This is a genomic window from Lachnospiraceae bacterium JLR.KK002 (genome assembly GCA_036941025.1).
Lineage (GTDB): Bacteria > Bacillota > Clostridia > Lachnospirales > Lachnospiraceae > Petralouisia.
Genome location: JAYMNP010000001.1, coordinates 1,515,587 through 1,539,970, shown reverse-complemented (window position 1 = coordinate 1,539,970; position 24,384 = coordinate 1,515,587). Strand labels below are relative to the sequence as shown.

The 24,384-nt window shown below is 47.4% G+C and carries 25 protein-coding genes; 24 read left to right on the top strand and 1 reads right to left on the bottom strand.

Going from position 1 to position 24,384, the window contains the following annotated elements:
- Positions 1-127: 127 nt before the first annotated feature.
- Genes VSQ32_07480 through VSQ32_07470 form a run of 3 tightly spaced genes read left to right on the top strand, consistent with a single transcriptional unit; the run spans position 128 to position 3,367 of the window.
- Entirely contained in the window at positions 128-2,128 is a 2,001-nt protein-coding gene (locus tag VSQ32_07480) for an alpha-amylase family glycosyl hydrolase (protein ID MEH2942704.1), read from the top strand.
- Entirely contained in the window at positions 2,129-2,785 is a 657-nt protein-coding gene (locus VSQ32_07475) for a TraX family protein (protein ID MEH2942703.1), read from the top strand.
- Between the two features lie 30 nt (positions 2,786-2,815).
- Positions 2,816-3,367, top strand: a complete 552-nt coding sequence (locus VSQ32_07470) for a DUF5662 family protein (protein MEH2942702.1) — start codon at positions 2,816-2,818, stop codon at positions 3,365-3,367.
- Between the two features lie 4 nt (positions 3,368-3,371).
- On the opposite strand, the gene VSQ32_07465 is transcribed toward VSQ32_07470, so the two are convergent.
- Entirely contained in the window at positions 3,372-3,548 is a 177-nt protein-coding gene (locus VSQ32_07465; protein MEH2942701.1) for a DUF4250 domain-containing protein, read from the bottom strand.
- Positions 3,549-3,703: 155 nt separating this feature from the next.
- Between VSQ32_07465 and sigK the strand changes: the two genes are divergently transcribed.
- The 21 genes from sigK to VSQ32_07360 all read left to right on the top strand — a co-directional run bounded on the left by sigK (position 3,704) and on the right by VSQ32_07360 (position 24,382).
- Complete coding sequence (sigK, locus tag VSQ32_07460) at positions 3,704-4,324, top strand: RNA polymerase sporulation sigma factor SigK (GenBank protein MEH2942700.1); 621 nt, start codon at positions 3,704-3,706, stop codon at positions 4,322-4,324.
- Positions 4,325-4,441: 117 nt separating this feature from the next.
- Positions 4,442-5,986, top strand: coding sequence for a YifB family Mg chelatase-like AAA ATPase (locus VSQ32_07455; protein ID MEH2942699.1), 1,545 nt, complete (start codon positions 4,442-4,444; stop codon positions 5,984-5,986).
- Entirely contained in the window at positions 5,983-7,098 is a 1,116-nt protein-coding gene (gene dprA, locus VSQ32_07450) for a DNA-processing protein DprA (GenBank protein MEH2942698.1), read from the top strand. Before VSQ32_07455 ends, dprA begins: the two co-directional genes overlap by 4 nt.
- A 19-nt stretch (positions 7,099-7,117) precedes the next feature.
- On the top strand, positions 7,118-9,199 hold the full coding sequence (topA, locus tag VSQ32_07445; GenBank protein MEH2942697.1) for a type I DNA topoisomerase: 2,082 nt from the start codon (positions 7,118-7,120) through the stop codon (positions 9,197-9,199).
- 158 nt (positions 9,200-9,357) lie between these two features.
- Positions 9,358-10,146, top strand: coding sequence for a GTP-sensing pleiotropic transcriptional regulator CodY (gene codY, locus VSQ32_07440; GenBank protein ID MEH2942696.1), 789 nt, complete (start codon positions 9,358-9,360; stop codon positions 10,144-10,146).
- Positions 10,147-10,466: 320 nt separating this feature from the next.
- Positions 10,467-10,865, top strand: coding sequence for a flagellar basal body rod protein FlgB (gene flgB / locus VSQ32_07435; GenBank protein MEH2942695.1), 399 nt, complete (start codon positions 10,467-10,469; stop codon positions 10,863-10,865).
- 31 nt (positions 10,866-10,896) lie between these two features.
- Entirely contained in the window at positions 10,897-11,337 is a 441-nt protein-coding gene (gene flgC / locus VSQ32_07430) for a flagellar basal body rod protein FlgC (GenBank protein MEH2942694.1), read from the top strand.
- 32 nt (positions 11,338-11,369) lie between these two features.
- Positions 11,370-11,681, top strand: a complete 312-nt coding sequence (gene fliE / locus VSQ32_07425) for a flagellar hook-basal body complex protein FliE (protein MEH2942693.1) — start codon at positions 11,370-11,372, stop codon at positions 11,679-11,681.
- Between the two features lie 51 nt (positions 11,682-11,732).
- Entirely contained in the window at positions 11,733-13,340 is a 1,608-nt protein-coding gene (gene fliF / locus VSQ32_07420) for a flagellar basal-body MS-ring/collar protein FliF (protein MEH2942692.1), read from the top strand.
- Between the two features lie 4 nt (positions 13,341-13,344).
- Entirely contained in the window at positions 13,345-14,355 is a 1,011-nt protein-coding gene (gene fliG / locus VSQ32_07415) for a flagellar motor switch protein FliG (GenBank protein MEH2942691.1), read from the top strand.
- Positions 14,348-15,163 (top strand): FliH/SctL family protein, encoded by an 816-nt coding sequence (locus VSQ32_07410; protein ID MEH2942690.1) that lies wholly within the window; start codon positions 14,348-14,350, stop codon positions 15,161-15,163. Before fliG ends, VSQ32_07410 begins: the two co-directional genes overlap by 8 nt.
- A 12-nt stretch (positions 15,164-15,175) precedes the next feature.
- A complete protein-coding gene (fliI, locus tag VSQ32_07405) occupies positions 15,176-16,480 on the top strand; it encodes a flagellar protein export ATPase FliI (GenBank protein MEH2942689.1) in 1,305 nt (434 codons plus the stop codon).
- Positions 16,481-16,514: 34 nt separating this feature from the next.
- A complete protein-coding gene (gene fliJ / locus VSQ32_07400; protein MEH2942688.1) occupies positions 16,515-16,964 on the top strand; it encodes a flagellar export protein FliJ in 450 nt (149 codons plus the stop codon).
- 12 nt (positions 16,965-16,976) lie between these two features.
- Positions 16,977-17,834, top strand: coding sequence for a hypothetical protein (locus VSQ32_07395; protein MEH2942687.1), 858 nt, complete (start codon positions 16,977-16,979; stop codon positions 17,832-17,834).
- Between the two features lie 55 nt (positions 17,835-17,889).
- Complete coding sequence (locus VSQ32_07390) at positions 17,890-19,395, top strand: flagellar hook-length control protein FliK (protein ID MEH2942686.1); 1,506 nt, start codon at positions 17,890-17,892, stop codon at positions 19,393-19,395.
- Between the two features lie 55 nt (positions 19,396-19,450).
- Positions 19,451-20,200 (top strand): flagellar hook capping FlgD N-terminal domain-containing protein, encoded by a 750-nt coding sequence (locus tag VSQ32_07385; protein ID MEH2942685.1) that lies wholly within the window; start codon positions 19,451-19,453, stop codon positions 20,198-20,200.
- Between the two features lie 62 nt (positions 20,201-20,262).
- Positions 20,263-20,661 (top strand): TIGR02530 family flagellar biosynthesis protein, encoded by a 399-nt coding sequence (locus VSQ32_07380; protein MEH2942684.1) that lies wholly within the window; start codon positions 20,263-20,265, stop codon positions 20,659-20,661.
- Positions 20,662-20,776: 115 nt separating this feature from the next.
- Positions 20,777-22,405: a flagellar hook-basal body complex protein gene (locus VSQ32_07375; GenBank protein MEH2942683.1), complete on the top strand. Its 1,629-nt coding sequence runs from the start codon at positions 20,777-20,779 to the stop codon at positions 22,403-22,405.
- Positions 22,406-22,488: 83 nt separating this feature from the next.
- The gene (locus VSQ32_07370; protein MEH2942682.1) at positions 22,489-22,698 is read left to right on the top strand and encodes a flagellar FlbD family protein; all 210 of its coding nucleotides are present in this window, start codon (positions 22,489-22,491) and stop codon (positions 22,696-22,698) included.
- Between the two features lie 68 nt (positions 22,699-22,766).
- The gene (locus VSQ32_07365) at positions 22,767-23,555 is read left to right on the top strand and encodes a motility protein A (protein ID MEH2942681.1); all 789 of its coding nucleotides are present in this window, start codon (positions 22,767-22,769) and stop codon (positions 23,553-23,555) included.
- Complete coding sequence (locus VSQ32_07360; GenBank protein MEH2942680.1) at positions 23,555-24,382, top strand: flagellar motor protein MotB; 828 nt, start codon at positions 23,555-23,557, stop codon at positions 24,380-24,382. Before VSQ32_07365 ends, VSQ32_07360 begins: the two co-directional genes overlap by 1 nt.
- The last annotated feature ends 2 nt before the right edge of the window (positions 24,383-24,384 follow it).

The following is a 24,384-nucleotide window of genomic DNA, read 5'->3' as shown; positions in this document are numbered from 1 at the left end:
GTTGCTATAATACAGAAGTAGACAGAAACAATTGTTCCAGAATCGGTTCTCCCGCAGTGAATAAAGAAGGCAGAACGAAAGAGACAGGACAGTTACAGAGAAGAGGAAGACATCAAGGGAGGCACATATGAATTTTCAAATCTGTTCCGGAAATCAGGAAAAAGCAGGCGTAACAAAGCAAAAGGATACCATTTCGTTTTTCGTTCAGGCAGCAGGGAATTCCGTCTGCAATCTGCTGTTATATCCCAAAGATGACAGTCCGGTCCGGAAAATTTCCATGGAAGTGCAGCATAATGATGATACAGTATATACAATTGGAATTCGCGGACTGGACTGGAAAAATTATGATTACAATTATGAAATAAACGGGGAAGAGGTGACAGACCTCTATGCCCGCAGAATTACCGGGCGGGAAATCTGGGCAGATGAGGCCCGCAGGCCCGGAGAACAGAAAGCGGAACCCTTTGTCCCGGAAAAAGAAAGAAAGAGGATGAAGGAGGAACTTCCGCCGGCGGACCATGTTTCCCCGGAAAAGCAAATCCGGGAAGAAAGTCCGGGAAAAATTAAAAGTTCTTTTTATTTTTCTGATTTTTCCTGGAAAGATAAGGAATGCAGAAGAATTAAAAAAGAAGATATGATAATTTACAAACTCCACGTACGCGGCTTTTCCATGGGTATGCAGGGAAAGGACAGACGCCGGGGAACTGTGGAAGCAGTGGAGCGGAAGCTGGATTATCTGAAGGAACTGGGGATTACCACACTGCTCTTTATGCCTTTGTATGAATTTGAAGAAATTATCATGCTGGATAAGACCAAGGTGCAGGAACACCCCAGAGATCTGATTAATTACTGGGGATATACGTCCGGAAGCTACTTTGCCCCCAAAGCGTCGTATCTGGGCAGAAATCACGACCCGGATAACCTGAAACGGCTGATTCAGAAAATACACGAGAAGGAAATGGAATGTATTCTGGAATTTTACTTTCCGGAAAAGACAAACCCTCATTTAATTATTGATGTTCTGCGTTACTGGCACAGGGAATATCATGTAGATGGATTCCGATTGATGGGGAGCCCGGCAATGGCGGAGCTGGCGGCTCTGGACGGCAGGCTCAGCGGCTGCAAACTTTTCCATGAGAATTTCAGAGAGGAGCTGGCGGAGGACAGCCGGCGGTTCGGGCCTCTGCTGTTTACTTATAACGAAGGATTTCTCTATGGCGTGCGCAGGAGCCTGAATCACCAGGGAGGCAGTATACATGAATTTGCCTGTCAGATGCGCAGGCAGCAGGAACATCAGGGCTTTGTGAATTTTATAGCGGAGAATAACGGGTTTACCCTGTGGGATTCTTTTTCCTATGAACATAAGCATAACGAGCAGAACCGGGAGGAAAACCGGGACGGAAATGACTGGAACTGCAGCGGCAACTGCGGACAGGAAGGAATCAGCCGTAAGCGTCAGGTGAATGAACTGCGCAGGCGCCAGGTGAAGAACGCCCTGGCAGTCCTGTTCTTTGCCCAGGGGATTCCCATGCTCTGGATGGGGGATGAATGCGTCAACAGCCAGCAGGGCAACAACAACGCCTATTGCCAGGACAATGAAACGGGCTGGAAGGACTGGAGACGTTCTGCAGTGGGAAAACAGATGACTGCTTACGTCAGCCAGCTTTCCGGAATCCGGAAGAATTATTCCATGCTGCGCAGTCCCCACCCCTTTCAGCTTCAGGATTATCAGAACAGAGGATGTCCCGATTTGTCCTATCACAGCGACGGAGCCTGGAAAATGGATTTTGACCGGAATCAGGGCTTTGTGGGCATGTTTTATTCCGGAGCCTATGCAGGGATGGAAGAAAGCCTGTATGTGGCATATAATTTTCAGCGGGTTTCTCAGAAATTTGCTCTGCCCGGCGGCATGAAATGGAAGCTGCTGTTAAACACTGCAAAAGAACCGGCGGTGCTCCGGGAGCCGGAATATCTCACGGATATCCGGGAAATTCAGGTGGAGCGCCAGTCCGTCTGCCTGCTGAGCGGGACGGAATCGGCGGAGGAGATTCTGCCAGAACAGGAGCTTTCTGTAAAGCAGTCTGGCCGGGAGAAGACGAAAATAAAAACAAAGGGCCAGGGAAAATAAATGGAAGAACGAAAATTTGGTATCAGCGGATTTACCCTGAAATGGATTGCCATGGTCTGTATGCTGACGGACCATGTGGGAGCAGTCCTTTTTCCCCAGTATATACAGCTCAGAATCATTGGAAGGCTGGCTTTCCCCATCTACTGCTTTCTGCTGGTGGAAGGGGCGGTCCATACCAGTGATATACGCAGGTATGAGCTGCGGCTTCTGGCCTTTGCGGCATTGTCGGAGATTCCCTTTGACCTGGCCTTTTACAGCGGCTTGAGTTTCAGCCATCAGAACGTGTTTTTTACGCTGTTTCTGGGCCTGGTTGTAGTGGAACAGTATCAGAAAAACCGTACAAAATTAAGTTCGCTTTTCATTTTTCTGACAGCTATGGTTCTGGCAGAAGTCCTGAGAACGGACTACGGCGCGGCAGGTATTGTATTTATTCTCTGTTTTTATCTGCTTCACCGGCATTTTTTTGCCGGACAGGCCGTTTTTGCAGCCATGAATTTCCTGATGTACGGATTGAGTGTTCAGGCGTATGCAGGGCTTGCCGTAATTCCCATGCTTTTGTATAATGGAAAGAAAGGGCCGTCCATGAAATACTTCTTTTATCTTTTCTATCCGGCCCATTTGCTGGCGATACGCCTGATATGTGTTTATGTATTGTAATCTGTGAACAGACAGGAGTGTGAGAAAGAGATGAAAGCCTGGCAGCATTTTAAAACCATTACCCGCCACAAGCTGCTTGTAATGAAGGGATGTTTCCGCGTGGGACTGTACAGACAGGGACTGCTCCATGATCTGTCAAAGTATACCCCTGTGGAATTCCTGGTGGGGTGCAGGTATTTTCAGGGGAATTTAAGCCCGAACAACATTGAGCGGAAGGAGAAAGGCTATTCGTCCTCCTGGCTGCACCACAAGGGCAGGAACAAGCATCACATGGAATACTGGATTGATTACGGAGCAGGAGAGAACCGGGGCATGACAGGCATGAAAATGCCCATAAAATATGTGGTGGAAATGTTTATCGACCGTATGTCGGCGTCAAAGAATTATCTGAGAGAGGACTACACGGACAGAAGCCCTCTGGAATATTATGAGAACGGAAAAGCGTATCACATGCTCCACGAGGATACCAGGAAGCTGCTGGAGCATCTTTTGCATATGCTGGCGGAACGGGGAGAAGATGCCACTTTCCGCTATATTAAGCAAGTGGTACTGAAGAAAAAGGATTACGGCAAAAGCCGGTAATCTTCTACAGAAACTGATTTTTTTCCGGCTGATAATGATAATCAATGGCAGCCAGAGGCCCGGTAATTTCCTCCTGGGAAATGTTATGACTTTTGCAGAATTCCTCCAGGGACGGATAGCGGTCTCTCAGGTGGGTATTGATAAAACTTAATAAAATAACGGGATCTTTCGGCAGATTCATAGCGGCCTCCTTCTGTAACATTCTGCGATAATCTGATGGAGGAAAGTATAACGTTTTTTTCCGGAATTGGCAAGAGATTTCTTTTTTCCGGTTGGAAAGGCACTTCAAAGGCTGATTTTTCATAGTATGTAATAAATCAGCTTAGAGGTGCTTTTTTGAAAACATTTTTAATGCCGCTGAATGCCGAGGAAGAAACCTATTATCTGAAAAAAATGAAAGAGGGCAGCCTTGAAGCTAAAAATACCCTGATCGAACGAAATCTGAGACTGGTAGCGCATATTTCCAGAAAATACCAGAACGGGGAAGAAGATATGGAAGATCTGATTTCCATAGGAACCATCGGGCTGATTAAAGCCATTTCCACTTTTAACCATGAGCGGGGAAACCGGCTGGCCACCTATGCGGCCCGGTGTATTGACAATGAGCTGCTCATGTATTTCCGGGGAAAAAAGAAGACCTCCAGAGAAGTGTCGCTGTATGAGCCGATTGGAACAGACAAAGAAGGAAACCAGATTAATCTGATGGATGTGGTGGAGAGCATGGACCGGGATATTTTCGAGATCATTGAACTGAAAGGGAATACCAGGAAGGTCTATGAAATGATTCCGAAGGTTTTAAACGGAAGGGAACGGGAAATTATTGAATGGCGGTACGGACTGTACAATCGAAAACCGGTCACACAGCGGGAGATTGCAGATAAACTGGGAATTTCCCGTTCTTATGTAAGCAGGATTGAGAAACGGGCACTGGAAAAATTAAAAGAATGTTTTGAGTAGTAACAGTTCTTTTCAGAATCCTCTTTTCAAAGACAGGAAAACGTGATATGATATACTCATCTTTTTTCAAAGGGTGTATCTGCCCAAATTCCCGAACCAGTACAAAAGGAGGTATTTTTGTACAGTATAGTATCAACGGCCATTGTCCGGGGCATACGGAGCGTTCTCGTACAGGTGGAAGCAGACGTATGCGACGGATTGCCCGTATTTGAGATGGTGGGCATTCTGTCCGCCGAGGTGAAAGAGTCCAGAGAGCGAGTGAAAGCAGCCATCCGCAACAGCGGAATCCGTCTTTCACCCAAAAAAGTTACCGTAAATTTTTATCCGGCCGACGTCCGGAAAACAGGGACCGGGTTTGACCTGCCGGTGGCCCTTGCGGTGCTGGCCGCCCATGGCAGGATTCCAGGCGAAATTCTGGAAGGGATTCTTTTTGCCGGAGAAATCGGCCTGAACGGGGAACTGCGCCCCACTGCCGGAATTCTTCCCATGGTGCTGGCTGCCAGGGAAGCCGGGAAGCATACGGTCTGCGTGCCCAGGGGAAACGTGCGGGAGGCGGAAATCGCAAAGGGAATCACCATCCTGCCCGGAGACAGTCTGAATCAGGTACTGGCAATGGTGGAAGAATTTCACCGGAATCCGGAAAAGTTTTCCGGTGTCCGCAGTATGGAAGAAATATCAGAACCGCCGGGCGAAACACTCTGGGACTTTTCCGCTCTTCATGGACAGAAGGTTCTGAAACGGGCCTGCGAAATCGCCGCAGCCGGAAGACATAACATGCTGATGACAGGCCCGCCGGGAGCGGGCAAGACCATGGCGGCCAGGGCAGTATCTGCCATTCTGCCGTCTCTGCTTGAAGAAGAGGGGCTGGAGCTTGCCAAAATATACAGTGTCAGCGGTCTGTTCGGGCAGCGGGAAGGAAGGTTTTGGACAAGACCTTTCCGAAGTCCCCACCATACGGTAAGCATAGCGGGTCTGGCCGGCGGCGGAACAGTTCCAAAGCCGGGAGAACTCAGTCTGGCCCATAAAGGCGTATTGTTTCTGGATGAACTGACAGAGTTCAGACGGGAGGTACTGGAGGTGCTGCGCCAGCCGCTGGAAGAAGGTGTGATACGTCTGGTAAGGCAAAGCGGCGCCTATGAGTTTCCTGCTGACGTTATGCTGATTGGGGCTATGAATCCCTGTAACTGCGGCTATTACCCGGACCGAAATAAATGCAGGTGTTCATCTGCTGTTCTGGAACGCCATTTTGGCAAACTCAGCAGGCCTTTTCTGGACCGCATGGATCTGACAGTGGAGGTGAAGCGGCCTGAACTTTCGGAAATTACAGGCGGGCAGACGGAGGAATCTTCGGAATCTGTCAGAATGAGGGTACAGGAAGTGCAGGAGATTCAGAGAAGACGTTTTGGAGACAGCGGAATCCTGTATAACAGTCGAATCCCGGTTTCCCACATGAAAGAATTCTGCCCGCTGGATACGGGAGGAGAAAAACTGCTGCAGGAGTCTTTTGACAGGATGGATTTGAGTGTCCGGGGGTATTACCGTACCCTTCGGGTGGCCCGCACCATTGCAGACATGGACCATGCCGATACAATCGGCCGCCTGCATATTATGGAAAGCCTGCTGTACCGCAGTATGGGCTGGAAGGTGTGGGAAAGGGAATGAAGACAGAAGCATATCATAACAGGTACGAATACTGGCTGGCAGGACTGCTTTGCCTTCCGGGGAAGAAGAAAATCCGGCTGCGGGAAATGGCCGGCGGGGCAGAAGGGCTTTACCGGATGAAACAGGCGAGCCTTCGGAAACTGCCTGGACTGACGGAACGGGAAAGAGCAAAACTGGAGCAGGGGCAAAGCGCTCCGGAGGAAGAACTGGAAAAAATGCGGACATACTGTATACGGCAGGATATCCGGCTGATTCTGCATCAGGATTCGGAATATCCTGCCCGCCTGGAGCAGATTTACAATCCGCCCTACGGTCTGTACTGCCGGGGGACTCTGCCGCCGGAATCTGCACTGGCTGTGGCTGTGGTGGGAGCCAGAGCCTGCTCCGCCTATGGCAGACAGGTGGCGGAACAGGTGGGATATCATCTGGCCGGACAGGGGGTCTCCGTAGTCAGCGGCATGGCTGCCGGCATTGACGGAGCCGGTCAACGGGGCGCTTTGCAGGCAGGAGGGAAATCCTATGGAGTTCTGGGCTGCGGTGTGGATATCTGCTATCCCGCCGGCAACCGGCAACTGTACGAGGCCCTTCCGGCCCAGGGAGGGCTGATTTCCGAATATCCTCCCGGCACCAGGCCGCTGGCCTGTTTTTTTCCTCAGAGGAACCGGATTATCAGCGGTCTGTCCGATGTGGTACTGGTGGTGGAGGCGCGGGAAAAGAGCGGCGCGCTGATTACCGGGGATTTTGCACTGGAGCAGGGAAAAGAGGTCTATGCGGTGCCGGGCAGAGTCGGAGATGCCCTGAGCCAGGGGACCAATCGGCTGATTGGACAGGGGGCCGGAATTTTCCTGTCCTGGGAGGACTTTCAGAAAGAACTGGGCCTTTTTCCAAATTTTTTAGAATCTTCTGTCAAAATAAAAAAATTATCACTTGAAAAATCAGAAAGGTTGGTGTATAGTTGTCTGGATTTGAGTCCGAAGAATCTGGACGAGCTTATGGCAGAAACCGGATATTCCCTGACAGAACTTATGGAAAATCTGGAATCTCTGAGAGAAAAAGGATGTATACTGGAAGTATACAGGAACTGCTATATCCGAAGGGCAGAATGTAAGTGACCATAAAAGGAGCAGACAAATGGCAAAGTATCTGGTAATCGTGGAATCACCTGCAAAGGTGAAGACAATTAAAAAATTTCTGGGAAAAAATTATGAAGTGGCAGCCTCCAACGGGCATGTGAGAGATTTGCCCAAAAGCCAGCTTGGAATTGATGTGGAACATGATTATGAACCGAAATATATTACCATTCGAGGAAAAGGGGATATTCTTGCCGGACTTCGCAAAGAAGTGAAAAAAGCAGAAAAAATATATCTGGCAACGGACCCTGACCGGGAAGGGGAGGCAATTTCCTGGCATTTATCCAAAGCGCTGAAGCTGGAAGATAAAAACGTATACCGTATCAGTTTTAATGAAATCACCAAAAACGCAGTGAAGACGTCCCTGAAGCAGGCCAGGGAAATAGACATGAATCTGGTGGACGCCCAGCAGGCACGGCGTATGCTGGACCGTATGGTGGGTTACCGGATCAGCCCTCTTTTGTGGGCCAAGGTGAAACGGGGGCTGAGCGCCGGAAGAGTGCAGTCTGTGGCTCTGCGCATGATCTGTGACAGGGAGGAAGAAATCAACGCCTTTATTCCGGAGGAATACTGGACGCTGGAAGCACAGTTTGCAGTTCCGGGAGAAAAAAAGCGTCTGACCGCCCGGTTTTACGGAGATGAGAGCGGGAAGCTGACCATCCGTTCCGGTGAGGAAATGGAGCAGCTTCGGAAGAAACTGGAAAAAGAACAATACCAGGTGCTGGATGTGAAAAAGGGAGAGCGCACAAAGAAATCACCTCTGCCGTTCACCACCAGCACGCTTCAGCAGGAAGCGGCCAAAAGGCTGAATTTCTCCACTCAGAAAACCATGCGGCTGGCTCAGCAGCTATATGAAGGGGTAGATATCAAAGGGCAGGGGACCGTAGGTGTTATTACCTATCTGAGAACAGACTCTGTGCGGGTATCGGAAGAAGCCGACCAGGCTGCAAGAGCGTATATCGGGTCTTCCTACGGAGAGAAATATGTGGCCAGCGGAGAGCAGGAGCGGAAAGGCTCCGGTAAGATTCAGGACGCCCACGAAGCAATCCGGCCTTCTGACATCACCAGAACCCCGGTGATGATTAAGGAATCACTGAGCAGGGACCAGTTCCGGCTCTATCAGCTTATCTGGAACCGGTTTGCTGCCAGCCGGATGAGCAGTGCGGTGTATGAGACCACCTCCATTAAAATCGGAGCCGGAGATTACCGGTTCCATGTGTCTGCTTCCCGGATTATCTTTGAAGGTTTTCTTTCCGTCTATACCAGCGACGAGGACGAAAAGAGCGAGAACAATGTGCTGCTGAGGTCTGTGGATAAAGATACGAAGCTGGATTTGAAAGAACTGGAAGAAAAGCAGCATTTCACCCAGCCGCCGGCCCATTTTACAGAAGCCTCTCTGGTCAGGGCGCTGGAGGAGCAGGGCATCGGGCGTCCCAGTACCTATGCGCCCACCATCACCACTTTGCTGGGCAGACGGTATGTGGTGAAAGAGAACCGGAATCTCTATATTACAGAACTGGGAGAAGTGGTGAATTCCATTATGCTGGAAGCATTTCCCACGATTGTGGACGAACGGTTTACGGCCAATATGGAATCTCTGCTGGATAAAGTGGCAGAGGGAGCCATTGACTGGAAGGCAGTAGTCAGTAATTTCTATCCGGATCTGGAAGAAGCGGTACAGGCAGCGGAGAAAGATCTGGAAAAAATTAAGATAGAAGATGAAGTTACGGATGTGGTCTGTGACCTGTGCGGCCGGAATATGGTAATCAAATACGGGCCCCATGGAAGATTCCTGGCCTGTCCCGGATTTCCGGAATGCCGCAATACGAAACCTTATCTGGAGAAAATCGGCGTGGCCTGTCCGAAATGCGGAAAAGACGTGGTGCTGAAAAAGACAAAAAAAGGAAGAAAATATTATGGCTGCGAGGATAATCCGGAATGCGATTTCATGTCCTGGCAGAAACCTTCCGCAGAAAAATGTCCGGAATGCGGCGGCTATATGGTAGAAAAGGGAAATAAGCTGGTATGTGCGGACAGCCAGTGCGGATATGTAACGGAGCGGAAAAAGCAGGAAGAACCCTGAAAACCCTGAAAAGCGCGGAACATTGACAGGAATAGTTAGAAAATATAAAATTCTGCTAAAGAAAACGGAAAAATTAAAAGAAACTTATTGAATTTTGTCGGAAAGCATGGTAGAATTCAAAATATATGTAGGTGTTGTTTTGAATCAGGAGGAGTATTATGAGCGTCCAGTTGTTAGACAAAACCAGGAAGATCAATAAACTGCTGCATAATAATAATTCCTCGAAAGTAGTCTTTAACGATATTTGTGAAGTTCTGACAGAGATTTTGGAATCGAATATTCTGGTAATCAGTAAGAAAGGGAAAGTGCTGGGGGCCAGTCGGGAAGATGGAACGGAAGAAATTAAAGAACTGATTGCGGACGAGGTGGGAGGATTTATTGACCTGTTATTAAATGAGCGGCTGCTTGGGATTTTATCCACCAAGGAGAACGTAAATCTGGAGACATTGGGATTTGTTTCTGAAGATGTACGCAGGTACCGGGCGATTATCACCCCCATTGATATCGCCGGGGAAAGGCTCGGAACACTGTTTGTATACCGGCTGGAGAACCAGTATGGCATTGATGATATTATTTTAAGTGAATATGGAACCACTGTGGTAGGACTGGAGATGATGCGTTCTGTCAATGAAGAAAGCGCGGAAGAGAACCGGAAGGTGCAGATTGTGAAATCTGCCATCGGAACCCTTTCTTTTTCGGAGCTGGAGGCCATTACGCACATCTTTGATGAAATGGAAGGCAGGGAAGGAATTCTGGTGGCAAGCAAGATTGCCGACCGGGTGGGAATTACCAGAAGCGTAATTGTCAACGCACTCCGGAAGTTTGAGAGCGCCGGCGTGATTGAGTCCCGCTCTTCAGGGATGAAGGGTACTTACATCAAGGTTTTGAACGACGTGGTATTTGATGAGCTGGAGAAAATCAAAAAACAAAATATGAAACATAACTAAAGGGAATTAGTTGTTTTGTGAAAAGGGATTTGTAGAATTGGCTATAAGTCCTTTTTGTGCGTGTAAATATACGAAAACATCAGATTGCGGAAGACAGAACAGGAGAATATCAGGAGACGGCATACAGTCGACAGCTTTTTACAAAAAATACTGCAAATAGTAGCTACAATGACAGAAATACACAAGATGGTGTAAAAAATGCGCAAAAACAACAAAAAAGTGCTTGCATTATTATTAGGATAATTTATAATAAAGAAGAATAGTATTCTAATGATAGTCTGGAAGCGTATGAGATACCGGAAGATGGAAGGAGCAATATCATGATAAACAGCGGTATTTATGATTATATTGACGTAATGAACAAGGCGGCGGATGCTGCCTGGCTGAGAGAGACGGTAATCAGTCAGAATATTGCCATGGGAGATACACCGGGATACAAACGACAGGATGTGAATTTTGAAGGCGTTCTTGAGCGGGAGCTTGGGAAGATGAAGTATGTGTCTCTGGATGAGAAGGTGAGCGACCTGAATAAAGGCCATATGGATCACCTGGACGCCCCGGTTTATACGGATATTGAGAATTATTCCTACCGTCTGGATGAAAACAGCGTGGATCCGGAACAGGAGTATGCGGAACTGGCGTCAACCAGAATCCGGTACAATGCCCTGGTGGATTCCATGACCAGTGAATTTAACAAAATCAAAAGCGTAATCAAGTAGGAAGAGAATAGCAGAGACAGGAGGAAGAGGTATGTCGTTATTTCAGTCTTTTAATATCAACACATCTGCGCTGACTGCCCAGCGGTTCCGCATGGATGTGATTTCAGAGAATGTTGCCAACGCCACTACCACAAGAACAGAGGACGGGACGCCCTATACCCGCAAAATTGTTACGTTTCGTGAGAAGAAGGTGACGCCTTTCAGCAAGGTGCTGAGCAATACCAGGGAATCATACCTGGGAAACGGTGTGAAGGTATCACGTGTTTCCGAGGATACGGAAAGTGAATATGTGATGAAGTATGATCCGGCGCATCCGGATGCGGATGAGAACGGATATGTATCTTATCCGAATGTAAATATTATAACAGAGATGACCAATATGATTGATGCCAGCCGGGCTTACGAGGCGAATCTGACAGCCTTTGAGACGAGCAAGGCCATTGCTCTGAAGGGACTGGAGCTTGGCAAATAGCAGATGAGGATGATTAACAGGGAGGTTCTAAGATGGATATATCAGTGTTGAGCAATATAGGCTCAGAGTATATTAAGAATGCAGCCATGGAGAGCGGGAACCTGACCGTGGGCGACAAAGGGTTTGACAGCCTGCTTAAGTCGGCCATGGACATGGTAAATGAAACCAATGACCTGCAGAACCAGGTAGAAGAGGCCCAGATGCAGTTTATGCTGGGATATTCGACCAATACCCATGATTTAAGGGACATACAGACGAAGTCCGAGATTGCCCTGAATTATACCACAGCAGTCAGGGACAAGATGATAGAGGCATATAAAGAAATTATGAATATGCAGATTTAACAGTTGATTCTGGACAGTTAAATACATAGAATGGATGGGTAGGAGAGTTACATGCAGGAGAAGATTAGAGAGGTTCCCAAAAGGATCCTTGACTGGTGGAATAAGTTTTCAGTCAAACAGAAAACATTAATCGCAAGTATTGCAGTTGCGGTAATCGTTGGTCTGGTCATTGTCACGAAAATACTGACAACGCCCACCATGGTGCCCATAAGAACCTGTGCGGACACGAAGGAAGCAGGTCAGGTACAGGAACTGCTGAAAGGAGAATCAATTTACTATGAGGTTTCAGATGACGGTCTGGAATTTCAGGTAAAAGCTCAGGATAAGGCCAGAGCAGCCATTTTGCTTGGGCAGAATGGAATCCCGGCGACTTCCTATGATTTGGAGAATGTATTTTCCGGCGGTTTCAGTCAGACAGAATCTGACAAGGGCAAACGTTACCAGCTGTATATGGAAAAACAGTTAGAAGAGGATTTGCAGGAGCTGGACGCTGTGAATTCCGCTACTGTGAATCTGAGCATACCCACGGACGACGGGACAGTGCTGGCATTGCAGGAAGATTCCTATGCGGCGGTTACTCTGACCCTGTCAGGGGATATGGATGAGGATACGGCGGCAGGCCTGGCAAAATGGATTGCCACAGCCATCGGGAATAAGGGTACGGATGACATTACCATTATGGACAGTACCGGAAATATGCTGTTCTCCGGCGGGGATTCCGCCACAGCCATGGGAAATGCAAGTACGCAGCTTGCCTATAAGACCAAGGCAGAGAGCGCAGTGAAAAGTCAGGTTAAAGACATTATGATGGGCACAAATGTGTTCAATAATGTTTCTGTTGGCCTGAATCTGAATGTGAGCTTTCGGGATACCAAGGATACCACACACAGAACATATACGGAAGACGGAACCGAACACGGACCGGTAACCAGCAGAAGGCTGTATGAGGAAGAGAGTTCAGGGGGTGAGGGAGGTGTTCCCGGAACAGACCCCAATGATGACGATACAGGGTATATGCTGGAGGATGGTGCAACTTCTAACCGGACAGTTACCGAGACAAATGAAAATTATGCCAACAGTGAGCAGATTATTGAGATTACCGGGGGCGTGGGAGAAGTGGATTATGAAAATTCTTCCATTACAGTAGTGGCCAGCCAGTATCGTAATTACAATGAAGATGCGCTCAGGGCCAGCGGCCAGTTAGACGATATGACCTTTGATGAGTTTGTGGCTGCAAACCGTGAAAGAGTGAGAATGGAGTTAGACGAAGATTACGTGCAGATGGTAGCGCGGGCTACGGGATTTCCGGCAGAAAATGTTATGGTTGTGGGATATGAGGTACCTTTCTTTGAATATTCCGACAGCGGTAACCGGGGAATTGTGGATTATCTGCCGGTGGCCATTGCCATTGCCATTATGGCCATGCTGGGATATGTGGTCTTCCGAAGTACCAGGAGAGAGCAGGAGGCAGTGGTGGAGCCGGAGCTTTCCGTTGAGACACTGCTGGCTTCCACGAAAGAAGCGGAAGAGGAATCACTGGAAGATATTGGATTTTCCGATAAGTCTGAAACCCGCATCCTGATAGAAAAATTTGTAGATGAAAATCCGGAAGCCGTAGCTTCACTGCTGCGGAACTGGTTAAATGAGGAGTGGGAATAGAGTTATGGCAAATTCAGAAGAATATAATGGCGTCCAGAAAGCGGCAATTTTGCTGATCGCACTGGGACCGGAAAAATCAGCCTCCATATTCAAACATCTGAAAGAGGAGGAAATTGAGGAACTTACCCTGGAAATTGCCAATACCAGAAGTATATCGCCTCAGACAAAAGAAGATGTGCTGAATGAGTTTTACCAGATTTGTCTGGCACAGCAGTATATTGCAGAGGGCGGTATCGGTTATGCGAAGGAACTTCTGGAAAAAGCACTGGGTGAAGAAAAAGCTCAGGGAGTGATTTCCAAACTTACAGCTTCCCTGCAGGTACGTCCGTTTGAGTTTGTTCGTAAGACAGACCCGGCACAGCTTTTGAACTTTATACAGGATGAACATCCGCAGACCATTGCAATGATTCTTTCCTATCTGTCTGCCGGCCAGTCAGCCATGATTATCGGCTCTCTGGTTCCGGAAAAACAGGCGGATGTGGCAAAACGTATTGCGTTGATGGACAGAACTTCTCCGGATGTTATTAAGGAAGTGGAGCGCGTATTGGAACGAAAACTTTCTACTCTGGTAAATCAGGATTACACAATTGTGGGTGGCGTGGATGCGATTGTTTCTATTTTGAACACCGTAGACCGTTCTACCGAAAAACATATTATGGAAACTCTTGAAATTGAAGAGCCTGAACTGGCAGATGAAATCCGCAAGAAGATGTTCGTATTCGAGGATATTCTTCTTCTGGACGACCGGGCTATCCAGCGTGTGCTCCGGGATGTGGATAACAACGACCTGGGTGTGGCTCTGAAAGCGGCAAATGAAGACGTACAGAATGTGATCTTCAAGAATATGTCCAAACGTCTGGCTACCATGATTAAGGAAGATATGGAATTTATGGGGCCGGTGCGTATGAAGGACGTGGAAGAAGCACAGCAGAAGATTGTAGGTATTATACGTAAACTGGAAGATTCGGCAGAAATTGTAATCTCCAGAGGCGGAGGTGACGAGATCGTTGTCTAATCTGTATAAGCAGCGGTATATCGTTGCCAATAACACAGACAGAAGAATTATTAATTCAAATACCAGAATTGAAGAGCGGATGCAGGCGTTAAGAGAAGAAATGGCCAGAAATCTGGTTCTTCAGGAGTCCCCGGACGGATTTGTGGAGGGGCTGCCCATGGAGCAGGTAGAAGTGGTTCCGGAAGTTACGCCGGAAGAACTTCTGCAGAAGGCTCAGGAGGAGTCAGAGGCCATTCTTGCAGAAGCCAGAGCAAAAGGGGAGGCTATTCTTGCGGAAGCCGGTGAACAGGCCGTTTCCATTCGGAAGCAGGCGGAGGAAACCGGTTATGAGACCGGGTACGGGAATGGATTTCAGGAAGGAAATGAGAAGGCTGAGCGGGAACTGGCGCAGAAAAGCAGCCAGTTAGAAGATGCCCGGCGGCAGATGGAGGAAGAATACCGGCAGAAAATTGATGAACTGGAACCTTATCTTGTGGATATCGTGGCAGATGTATTTGAAAAGATATTTCATGTACAGTTTGATGACAGTAAGGAAATCCTGATTTATCTGATACAGCAGGCGATTTTGAGCACGGAGGGGACGAAAGACTTCCAGGTGAGGGTAAGTCTGAAAGATTATGAATTTGTGGAGAATCATAAAGCGGAAATTACAGAACAGGTGGGGAGCGCCGTTCATGTGGAAATCATGGCAGATGCTGCACTGAAAGAGCGTCAGTGCATGATTGAGACGGATTCCGGAATTTTTGACTGTGGTTCAGATGTCCAGCTCGATAATCTGATAAAAGCACTGCGGTCATTAAGTTTGTGAGGAAGAGATATCGTGACATATAATTTGGATAAGTATTATCAGCTGGCAGACAAAAATTATTACAGACATCTTGGAAAAGTAGTTAAAATTGTAGGACTTACGATTGAATCTGTGGGACCAAACGCCAAACTGAACGACCTGTGCCGGATTATTATTGATAAGAACAGGGATATTTCGATTATGGCAGAAGTAGTGGGATTCCGGGATAAGAGACTGCTTCTTATGCCTTATGAGAGTGTAGAAGGACTGGGCGTAGGATGTATCGTAGAGAATACGGGACATCCTTTGTCTGTTTATGTAGGAGACGAACTGCTGGGCCATACACTGGATGGTATGGGCAGACCCACGGACGTGGAAAAACTGACGCTGCGGGAGGAATATCCTGTGGACGCGGCTCCGCCGGACCCTATGGAACGTGTGATTATAGGTGAAGTGCTTCCGCTGGGAGTGAAAGCGGTGGACGGACTGATTACCGTGGGCAAAGGTCAGAGAATTGGAATTTTTGCCGGTTCCGGCGTTGGAAAAAGTACCCTGCTGGGTATGTTTGCCAGAAATACCAGGGCGGATATCAATGTGATTGCCCTGATTGGCGAGCGCGGCAGGGAAGTAAGAGAATTTATTGAACGGGATATGGGAGAAGAAGGAATGCGGCGTTCTGTTGTAATTGTGGCAACTTCTGACCGGCCGGCTCTTCTCAGAAGAAATGCGGCCAAGACAGCCACAGCCATTGCAGAGTATTTCAGAGACCAGGGGAAAGATGTCCTGCTGATGATGGACTCCCTGACACGTTTTTCCATGGCCCAGAGAGAAATAGGTCTTGCCTCCGGGGAACCTCCGGTAACCAGAGGATATCCGCCCAGCGTATATTCCGAAATGCCGAAGCTTTTGGAGCGTGCGGGCAACTCTGACAGAGGCTCCATTACCGGACTCTATACGGTTCTGGTAGATGGAGATGATTTTAACGAGCCCATTACAGATACTGCAAGAAGTATTCTGGATGGACATATTATGTTAGACCGAAGACTGGCACACCGGAATCATTATCCGGCCATAGATGTGCTGCAGAGTATTTCCCGTGTCATGAGTTCCATTGCGGACAGCAATCACAAAGAGGCTGCGGGGAAATTAAAAAATGTTATGGCAACCTATCAGGAAGCAGAAGATTTAATCAATATCGGTGCTTATAAGTCGGGTTCCAATCCGAATATTGATTATGCCATTGAGAAAATTGATGCGGTAAACAGTTTTTTGCTGCAGGAAACCCATGAGAAATTTTCTTTTGAGGAGATTTTAAATATGCTGGAAGGTCTGTTTTAACAGCGGAAGCCAAATATAAAGGAACTGGTAACAAATGGCAAAGTTTACATATAAAATGCAGAATATTCTCGATATCAAATATAAACTGGAGACGCAGGCAAAGACTTCTTTTTCTCTGGCGGCAGCCAGGCTGAACCGGGAAGAGGAAAAGCTCGACAGGCTGCACCAGCGCAGAAAAGATTATGAGGAACAGGCCAGAGAACTGGTAAAAGACAGGCTGGATTTTCAGGAAATCAAAGTGAACCGCGTTGCAATTGAGACCACAAAGGGTGATATCCGCAATCAGGTAGTGGCAGTCCATGTGGCAGAACGCAACCTGGAGCAGGCAAGAAAGCATCTGCAGGATGTGATGACAGAGCGGAAGACCCATGAAATCTTAAAAGAAAAAGCCTTTGATGAATTTAAGAAAGAACTGGAAAAAGAAGAGAGCAAGGCGGTGGATGAACTGGTAAGTTTCACTCACAATCATGCAAAGGAAGAATAAGGTGGTGTTTATATGGCAGAAGAAGTAATGGATCAGCTCGGAGAAGAAACAGGCGCTCTGGATAAAAAGGCAAGAAAAAAAGCGGAAAAGGCAAGAAAGAAAGAAGAGAAAAAGCAGAAAAAAGCAGAAAAAAAGCAGATGCAGGATGAAGCGCCGGAGGAAGAAGAAAGCGGCGGCAGCAAAATTGCGGTTGTGGCTGCCACAATTGTTTTCATTTTAATCTGGCTGGCGATTCTGGCACTTATTATAAAGATGGATATCGGCGGGTTCGGTTCTACCGTCCTTCAGCCTGTGCTGAAGGATGTCCCGGTCATCAACAAGATTTTGCCGGAGAGTGCGGATGAGCCGGTGGTAGACGCCCAGTATCCTTATACCACGCTGGATGAGGCAATCAACCGCATTAAGGAGCTGGAAGTGGAGCTGTCCGACAGCCAGTCCCAGTCCCAGGGGAATTCCGATTATGTGGCCCAGTTAGAAGCAGAGGTGGCCAGACTGCGGGAATTTGAGAATGAACAGTCAGCCTTTGAGGAAGAGAAAACCAAATTCTACAAAGAGGTTGTGTTCAATGAAAAGGCGCCCGATATATCTGAATATCAGGCATATTATGAGAGTATTGACCCGGCCAATGCCGAAGTATTGTATAAACAGGTAATACAGCAGCAGGAGGCAGACGCTGAAATTCAGGAGTATGCCAAGACTTATTCGGAAATGAAGCCAAAACAGGCGGCGGCAATTATGGAAGCCATGCAGGATAACCTGAAACTGGTGGTGAAAATTCTGCAGAACATGGAAACAGATGCCAGAAGCAAGATTCTTGCAGCAATGGATGCAGAAGTTGCCGCAAGGATAACCAAAATGATGGAGCCATGATATCGCCCGGCGATATCCATGATTTCATATAATTTTAACAGAAAGGAGGAGGAATATGACCAGCAGTAAAGTATCACAGCTTGCAGCCCTGATGAGGAATTCGGAGCTGATGAGCACCAGAAAAACTTCACAGCAGGGAAATGACCCTGTGTTTGGCGCACTGTTAAGCCAGACGGCAGGCGGGAATCAGCAGAACCTTTCCCCATGGAAGGAAAATGCGATTCAGCCCCCCAGAGCAGAACTGTCCAATCAGACAGCTTTTGTAAAAGAGACTGCCGCAGCCGGATACAGAGATAATTCTGTTAAGGGGAATACTTCTGATATTCAGAGCAAACTGCCTGGAGATGCCCAGGAGAAACTGTCGGCTTTTGAGGAAAAAGTAACAGAGACGGTGGCAGAAGAACTGGGAGTTACGGAGGAAGAAGTCAGAGAAGCCATGGAGGCTCTGGGTATGACGGTATTTGATCTGGCGGACCCCGCGCAGCTTGCAGCTCTGACCATGAAACTGACGGGTATGGAAGATCCCGGAGCATTGCTGCTCGATGAGAATTTTCAGCAGCTTATGGGAGATATGGAAGAACTGTTTCAGAAACTGCCGGTACAGTTAAATCTCACGCCGGAAGACATGGCGCAGCTTATGGAACAGATGGAGGCTATGGAAAATGTCAGCCCGGAAGAAGAACTGACTGTGCAGATGCCGGAATCGGAAGCAGCAGAGCCGGACGGTGATTTGACGGGAACAGTTCCGGAGCAGTCAGAACAGAATGCAGACGTAATTCGAACCATATCTCAGGAAGCAGCCCAGGAGCAGAAAGTACAGAATCCGGATGGAAAAGAACAGGCAGGAAATGAGCCGGCCGCAGACAGCCGCACCACAGAAGAAACCGGAGCAGTAACTGCTCAGACTCAGGAGGAATCCGGGGAAGGGAATGCGGAAAAGAGTCCGGAAAAATCCCTTTCGGAAATGACCCAGGACGGGAAAGACACAGAGAAAGCAGAATCCGGAAAGAGCCATATTACTTACCAGACCACGACTCAGACCGTGAATCAGGGCCAGACAGTGGAAGTTACCCAGACCGTAGTTCAGACCAGAATTAATGTGGAGGACATTATGCGTCAGGTCAGCCAGATGACCAGAGTTATGGTCAGCCAGGCGGAATCTTCCATAGAAATGCAGCTGAATCCGGCCAATCTGGGAAAAGTGTATCTGCAGGTTGTTTCCAGAGAAGGCGTAATCACCGCTCAGCTTGCGGCTCAGAATGAAGCGGTAAGAGAAGCGCTGGAAAGCCAGGTTGCAGTGCTGAAAGAAAATATGAACCAGCAGGGCATTAAAGTGGAAGCTATTGAAGTGACCATTGCAAGCCATGAATTTGAGCGTAATCTGGAACAGAACCAGCAAAGCCCCGCACAGGAGCAGCAGGAGGAAAATGCACGGAAATCTTCCAGAAGGAATATCAACCTGAACAGTCCGGAGGATCTGGAAGGAGCAATGACAGAGGAAGAAGACCTGGTGGCAAAAATCATGACGGATCAGGGGAACAGTGTGGATCTGACAGCATAGGATACATCACAGGCCTGACAGTGTAGTGAAACAAAAAAAAGAAAGGAGAGATTTTATGGCAGTTACAGTACCGGTTAAAAACGGTGAAATTGTAAATGGTTATGATCCCACAAAAGAAGCGGAAGAAGCCAAAAAAGAGAGAAGCGGCGGATCATTGGGAAAAGAAGCATTTTTACAGCTCCTGGTAGCCCAGATGAAGTATCAGGATCCCCTGGAACCCACTTCTAACACAGAATACATTTCCCAGCTTGCGACATTCTCCTCTCTGGAAGAAATGCAGAATATGCGTGCTTCTCTGGAGGCATCACAGGCAACAGGGCTGGTTGGAAAAACCGTAATTATGGGAGTGGAGACCAGCGGAGTTACAAATTATATATCCGGAAGAGTGGAACAGGTCCGCAGAGAAGGCAGTAAGACCTATCTGTCCATTGACGGTTCCTGGTATAATCTTGACGACCTTGACACGGTTGTGGATGATGAATATATGGAAGCAACCCTGATAGGGGAAGATTTTGAAAAAGCGCTGGCTACCATGCCGGATGTCAGCAAATTATCTGTTGCGGATAAGGAAAAACTGGCTGCAATCACAGCCGCGTATAACAGTCTTACCGCTTACCAGCAGAATTATATTGAAAAATATTGCAAAGATGCATACAATAAGTTTAAGGCGTTAGTGGCAAAAATGAATGAGATCAGCCCGCCGGAGCCTGACAAGCCCGATGGTTCAGGCGATAAGGATGACAGCGGTTCCACAGAAGGAACAGAGGGAACAGGAAGTACGGAAGGAACCGGAACTACCAGTTAACAGGGATGGCGCCTCTGAGTGAATCAGAGGACAGCAGGGAAGCTGAAGAACGGAGAGATATCATGAATAAAATTTCAAATCAATTCTCTTCCATTGAACAGATTACAGATCAGTATCTGAAACAGAACAGTCAGAACACAGTTGCTGCTGAAGGAGAACTTTCCTTTGATGATATTTTAAAGCAGAAACAGTTTGTGGACGAAAGTTCTGTGCTGAAGTTTTCCAAGCATGCTTCCATGCGTCTGCAGAGCAGGAACATAGAACTTTCCACAGAGCAGAAGGAACGTCTGGAAACAGCAGCGGAAAAAGCAGAAGCGAAGGGAATGAAAGAGTCCCTTGTTATCGTTGACTCCTATTCGTTTATTGTAAATGTGCCCAATAAAACTGTGGTTACAGCAATGGACCATACAGAGTCTGACGAAAATGTATATACTAACATTGACGGAGCCGTAATTATCTAGCCGGACCCATGAAGGAGGCAGAAGACCCTGGAATGACAGAAGGGGTCATGCGGCAGCGGTTATTCTGTGAATGCAGGATAACTGCATCCAATAAGAATCAGGAGGTCATTTCGTTATGATGAGAGCATTGTATTCTGGAGTGTCAGGGTTAAAGACACACCAGACCAAGATGGACGTAATTGGTAATAATATTGCAAACGTAAACACTGTTGCATTTAAGTCATCCAGCACTGCATTCAGTGAAATCATGTATCAGAACATGTCCGGTGCATCCGGTGCGACTGCTACCAAGGGCGGTGTCAATGCCAAGCAGATCGGTCTTGGTGTAACCACCGGTTCCACATCCATCAATATTACCTCTCCGGGAGCAACTCAGACCACCGGAGATGGCTGGGATCTGAGAATCACCGGAGACAGTTTCTTTATTGTAAATAACGGTACGGAAAACCTGTTTACCAAAGCCGGAGCATTTTATATTGACGGAGCCGGCAACCTTGCCACCAAAGCCAATGGTTATAACGTAATGGGATGGCAGGTAGACCCTCAGACAGGGGATATCCGGAAAGATACGGTTTCCGTACTGAATATTATGAACGAGAAGAATCAGACTTCTCCGCCTGAGGCAACTACCCTGGCAACAGTCAGCGGCGTTCTGGATACCAATAACAAACAGGTAAACTCCGGTGACGGTTATGTGCTGAGTCTGAATTTCTATGATGGGCTGGGTTACAGCTATAATGCGAAATTTGCAGTAAAAACCATCAATGGGGATGAGAAAAACTATTCCGTAGAGCTGACAGACATTACAGATTCTACCGGACGTTCCATTCTGAATGAATATGCTGCAAATCAGAATATAGATATGACAGAGGCAAGAAGAAGAATTTTCGGCCCGGAAACTCCCCAGCAGATTACAAGAAAATATAAGATGGCGGCAGAGTTCAGGAACGAGAATGGTACCATAGTAGATAAAAATGGTGTTACGCTTCAGTATGCAGAGAGAGACGGGCAGAAATTATATGAAAGCGCAGACGGTTCCGTATCCTATTCCGTTACGGATGTATTCGGTATCACAGGAGATGCTCTGACAAATTTCAACGGAACATTTACTCAGGTGGGAGGTTCCGGCGTGTTTGAATACCAGGATACCATCAATGGATACGTGCTGGATTACAATGAAAACGGTCTGAATCCCGGAACTTTTAACTATATTGGAAATGCCGGGAATTCTACCGTAGGAATTAACCTGGCAACGATTGGTACTCAGTTCCAGAACATCAATGTGGATTTCAGTACTTCCACCTGTTATGAGAACGGAAATAACTGTACGCTGGATATGCTCAAAGGGGATGAAAAGGGAATTGACGGAACAGGCAGGAAGCTGGGAGCACTGACCGGACTGCAGGTACAGGAGGACGGAAGAATTTTCGGTACATATGATAATGGCAATACCACTCTGCTGGGACAGATTGCAGTGGCAACCTTTGCTAACCCCTCCGGACTGGAGAAACTGGGTGACAACTGCTACCGGACCACTCTGAACTCCGGTGAGTTTGACGGAATCGGTCAGGATATTACCGCAGACGGCGGCAAGATGACCAGCGGTGTTCTGGAAATGTCCAATGTGGACCTTTCCACAGAGTTTACGGAAATGATTACCACCCAGAGAGGTTTCCAGGCGAACTCCAGAATTATCACAACTTCTGATACGCTGCTGGAAGAACTGGTGAATCTGAAACGATAATAAACTTATAAAATAAATATGACGGGGAACTGTGTTTCATGGTTCCCCCATATAATGAATCGGTGAAAGGCAGGTGAGGCTCCATGATAGAAGTGACGAAACTGAACGGAAGTACCATTCTGATCAATGCGGAACTGATAGAAAGCGTGGAGGAAACACCGGATACTGTCCTTTCTTTTGTGACAGGGAAGAAATTAATTGTAAAAGAAAGTAGACAAGAAGTAAAAAATTTAGTAATATTATACAAGAGAGAAATTATGACAACGGGTCTTCCCTGGTTGGCAAAAGAATAGCCTGTAGAACAGACAGGTGAAATTACGGATAGAATATATTTCATGGATGAAAAGGGCAGGTGGCTAAATTGGATATAGCGTCTTTATTGGGTATTATACTTGGAATTGTGTTGTTTGTGTTTGGAGTTATACAGGGTGGAGGTGACCTCCTCAGAGACTTCTGGGATGTGCCTTCCGTTATCATTACCATCGGAGGTTCGCTGGCGGGTACGCTGGCTGCTCACAAACTTCCGGATTTTATCAACGGGTTAAAATCCATTACTCTGACATTTAAGGATACCAAATCGGATGTAAGCGAAGTAATTAAGAATATTATTGATTTATCAAACATAGCAAGAAAAGAAGGACTTCTGGCACTGGAAGAAGCAGCCAACGGCATTGAAGACGAATTTCTGAAAAAGGGTGTTATGCTGGTGGTTGACGGTACGGACCCGGAACTGGTACGAGGCATTATGGAAGCGGATCTGGTCAGTGTGGAAGAACGTCATAATGTGAATATTAATTTCTGGAAGACATGGGAAGGTCTTGGACCTGCCTGGGGTATGATTGGTACCCTGATCGGTTTGATTAACATGCTTGCAAAGCTGAGCGACCCGTCTTCCATCGGACCCAGTATGGCGGTTGCTTTGGTTACCACACTGTATGGTTCTCTGATTGCCAACTGGCTCTGTAACCCTACAGCGGCGAAACTGAAAGTTAATAATGATGAAGAAATTCGAATAAAGGAAATTACCGTGGAAGGGCTTTTGTCAATTCAGGCGGGCGAGAACCCCCGTGTAATTGAGGAAAAATTAAAATCCTTCCTGTCCCCGAAAATGCGTGAAGGCATGACGGAGCAGGGCGGAGGTGAAGAATAATGGCAAAGAAGAAGAAAAAGGATTCCGGCGGAGGAGCTGCCAACTGGATGAATACCTTCGCAGATCTGATGAATCTTTTGCTGTGCTTTTTCGTGTTGTTGTTCTCCATGTCCTCTGTGGATGTGGATAAATTTGAAGCGTTGGTGCAGTCTCTGGAGCACAGTTTCAGTATTCTGCCTCAGGGAGGTTCCTCCATAGGCGATGGCCAGATGGTGGCGGCCGGTGTCAATCAGCTTCAGCTGCTGGATCAGTATTATAAGGAAGCTGCCAATTCAGCCAGCAAAGAAGATGGGGAAGACAACGAGGAAGAAGAAAAGGATCCGGAACAGGCTTTGAAGGAAGAGATGGCGGAAGCCGGACTGAAAGAGTCGGAAGAGATGGCGGAACAGATTGAGCAGATGGCGGAAGAACAGGGAGTTGCCGGTCAGATGGAAATTGATTCCAATGCCCAGTTTGTGCGTATTACCCTGAACGGAGCGTTGCTGTTTGATTCCGGGCAGTCTCAGATCAGAGAAGATGCTCTGCCGCTGGTGGATAAACTATCACTGATATTGGAAAGTTATGACAGTAGTCTGATTGATATAGAAGGGCATACGGATAATGTGCCCATAAGTAATGAGAAGTATGAGAATAATGATGTGTTGTCTGCATACCGTGCATTTGCAGTGAAAGATTATGTATTGGGTAAGACTGCGCTTGAGGCAGGAAAAATCAATGCCACCGGATGCGGGGAATACAGTCCCGTGGCGGATAATGCAACACCTGAGGGACGGGCAAGGAACCGAAGGGTAGAGATAAAGATATACAATTCGTATAATTCAAATTAGAA

Coding starts and splice junctions, on each gene's coding strand:
- VSQ32_07375 (MEH2942683.1), top strand. CDS start 20,777: ATGATGAGAGCATTGTATTCTGGAGTGTCAGGGTTAAAGACACACCAG.
- flgB (MEH2942695.1), top strand. CDS start 10,467: ATGATAAACAGCGGTATTTATGATTATATTGACGTAATGAACAAGGCG.
- VSQ32_07360 (MEH2942680.1), top strand. CDS start 23,555: ATGGCAAAGAAGAAGAAAAAGGATTCCGGCGGAGGAGCTGCCAACTGG.
- fliG (MEH2942691.1), top strand. CDS start 13,345: ATGGCAAATTCAGAAGAATATAATGGCGTCCAGAAAGCGGCAATTTTG.
- VSQ32_07380 (MEH2942684.1), top strand. CDS start 20,263: ATGAATAAAATTTCAAATCAATTCTCTTCCATTGAACAGATTACAGAT.
- VSQ32_07480 (MEH2942704.1), top strand. CDS start 128: ATGAATTTTCAAATCTGTTCCGGAAATCAGGAAAAAGCAGGCGTAACA.
- fliF (MEH2942692.1), top strand. CDS start 11,733: ATGCAGGAGAAGATTAGAGAGGTTCCCAAAAGGATCCTTGACTGGTGG.
- fliJ (MEH2942688.1), top strand. CDS start 16,515: ATGGCAAAGTTTACATATAAAATGCAGAATATTCTCGATATCAAATAT.
- codY (MEH2942696.1), top strand. CDS start 9,358: ATGAGCGTCCAGTTGTTAGACAAAACCAGGAAGATCAATAAACTGCTG.
- VSQ32_07475 (MEH2942703.1), top strand. CDS start 2,129: ATGGAAGAACGAAAATTTGGTATCAGCGGATTTACCCTGAAATGGATT.
- VSQ32_07370 (MEH2942682.1), top strand. CDS start 22,489: ATGATAGAAGTGACGAAACTGAACGGAAGTACCATTCTGATCAATGCG.
- topA (MEH2942697.1), top strand. CDS start 7,118: ATGGCAAAGTATCTGGTAATCGTGGAATCACCTGCAAAGGTGAAGACA.
- fliE (MEH2942693.1), top strand. CDS start 11,370: ATGGATATATCAGTGTTGAGCAATATAGGCTCAGAGTATATTAAGAAT.
- dprA (MEH2942698.1), top strand. CDS start 5,983: ATGAAGACAGAAGCATATCATAACAGGTACGAATACTGGCTGGCAGGA.
- flgC (MEH2942694.1), top strand. CDS start 10,897: ATGTCGTTATTTCAGTCTTTTAATATCAACACATCTGCGCTGACTGCC.
- VSQ32_07395 (MEH2942687.1), top strand. CDS start 16,977: ATGGCAGAAGAAGTAATGGATCAGCTCGGAGAAGAAACAGGCGCTCTG.
- VSQ32_07465 (MEH2942701.1), bottom strand. CDS start 3,548: ATGAATCTGCCGAAAGATCCCGTTATTTTATTAAGTTTTATCAATACC.
- VSQ32_07390 (MEH2942686.1), top strand. CDS start 17,890: ATGACCAGCAGTAAAGTATCACAGCTTGCAGCCCTGATGAGGAATTCG.
- VSQ32_07385 (MEH2942685.1), top strand. CDS start 19,451: ATGGCAGTTACAGTACCGGTTAAAAACGGTGAAATTGTAAATGGTTAT.
- VSQ32_07470 (MEH2942702.1), top strand. CDS start 2,816: ATGAAAGCCTGGCAGCATTTTAAAACCATTACCCGCCACAAGCTGCTT.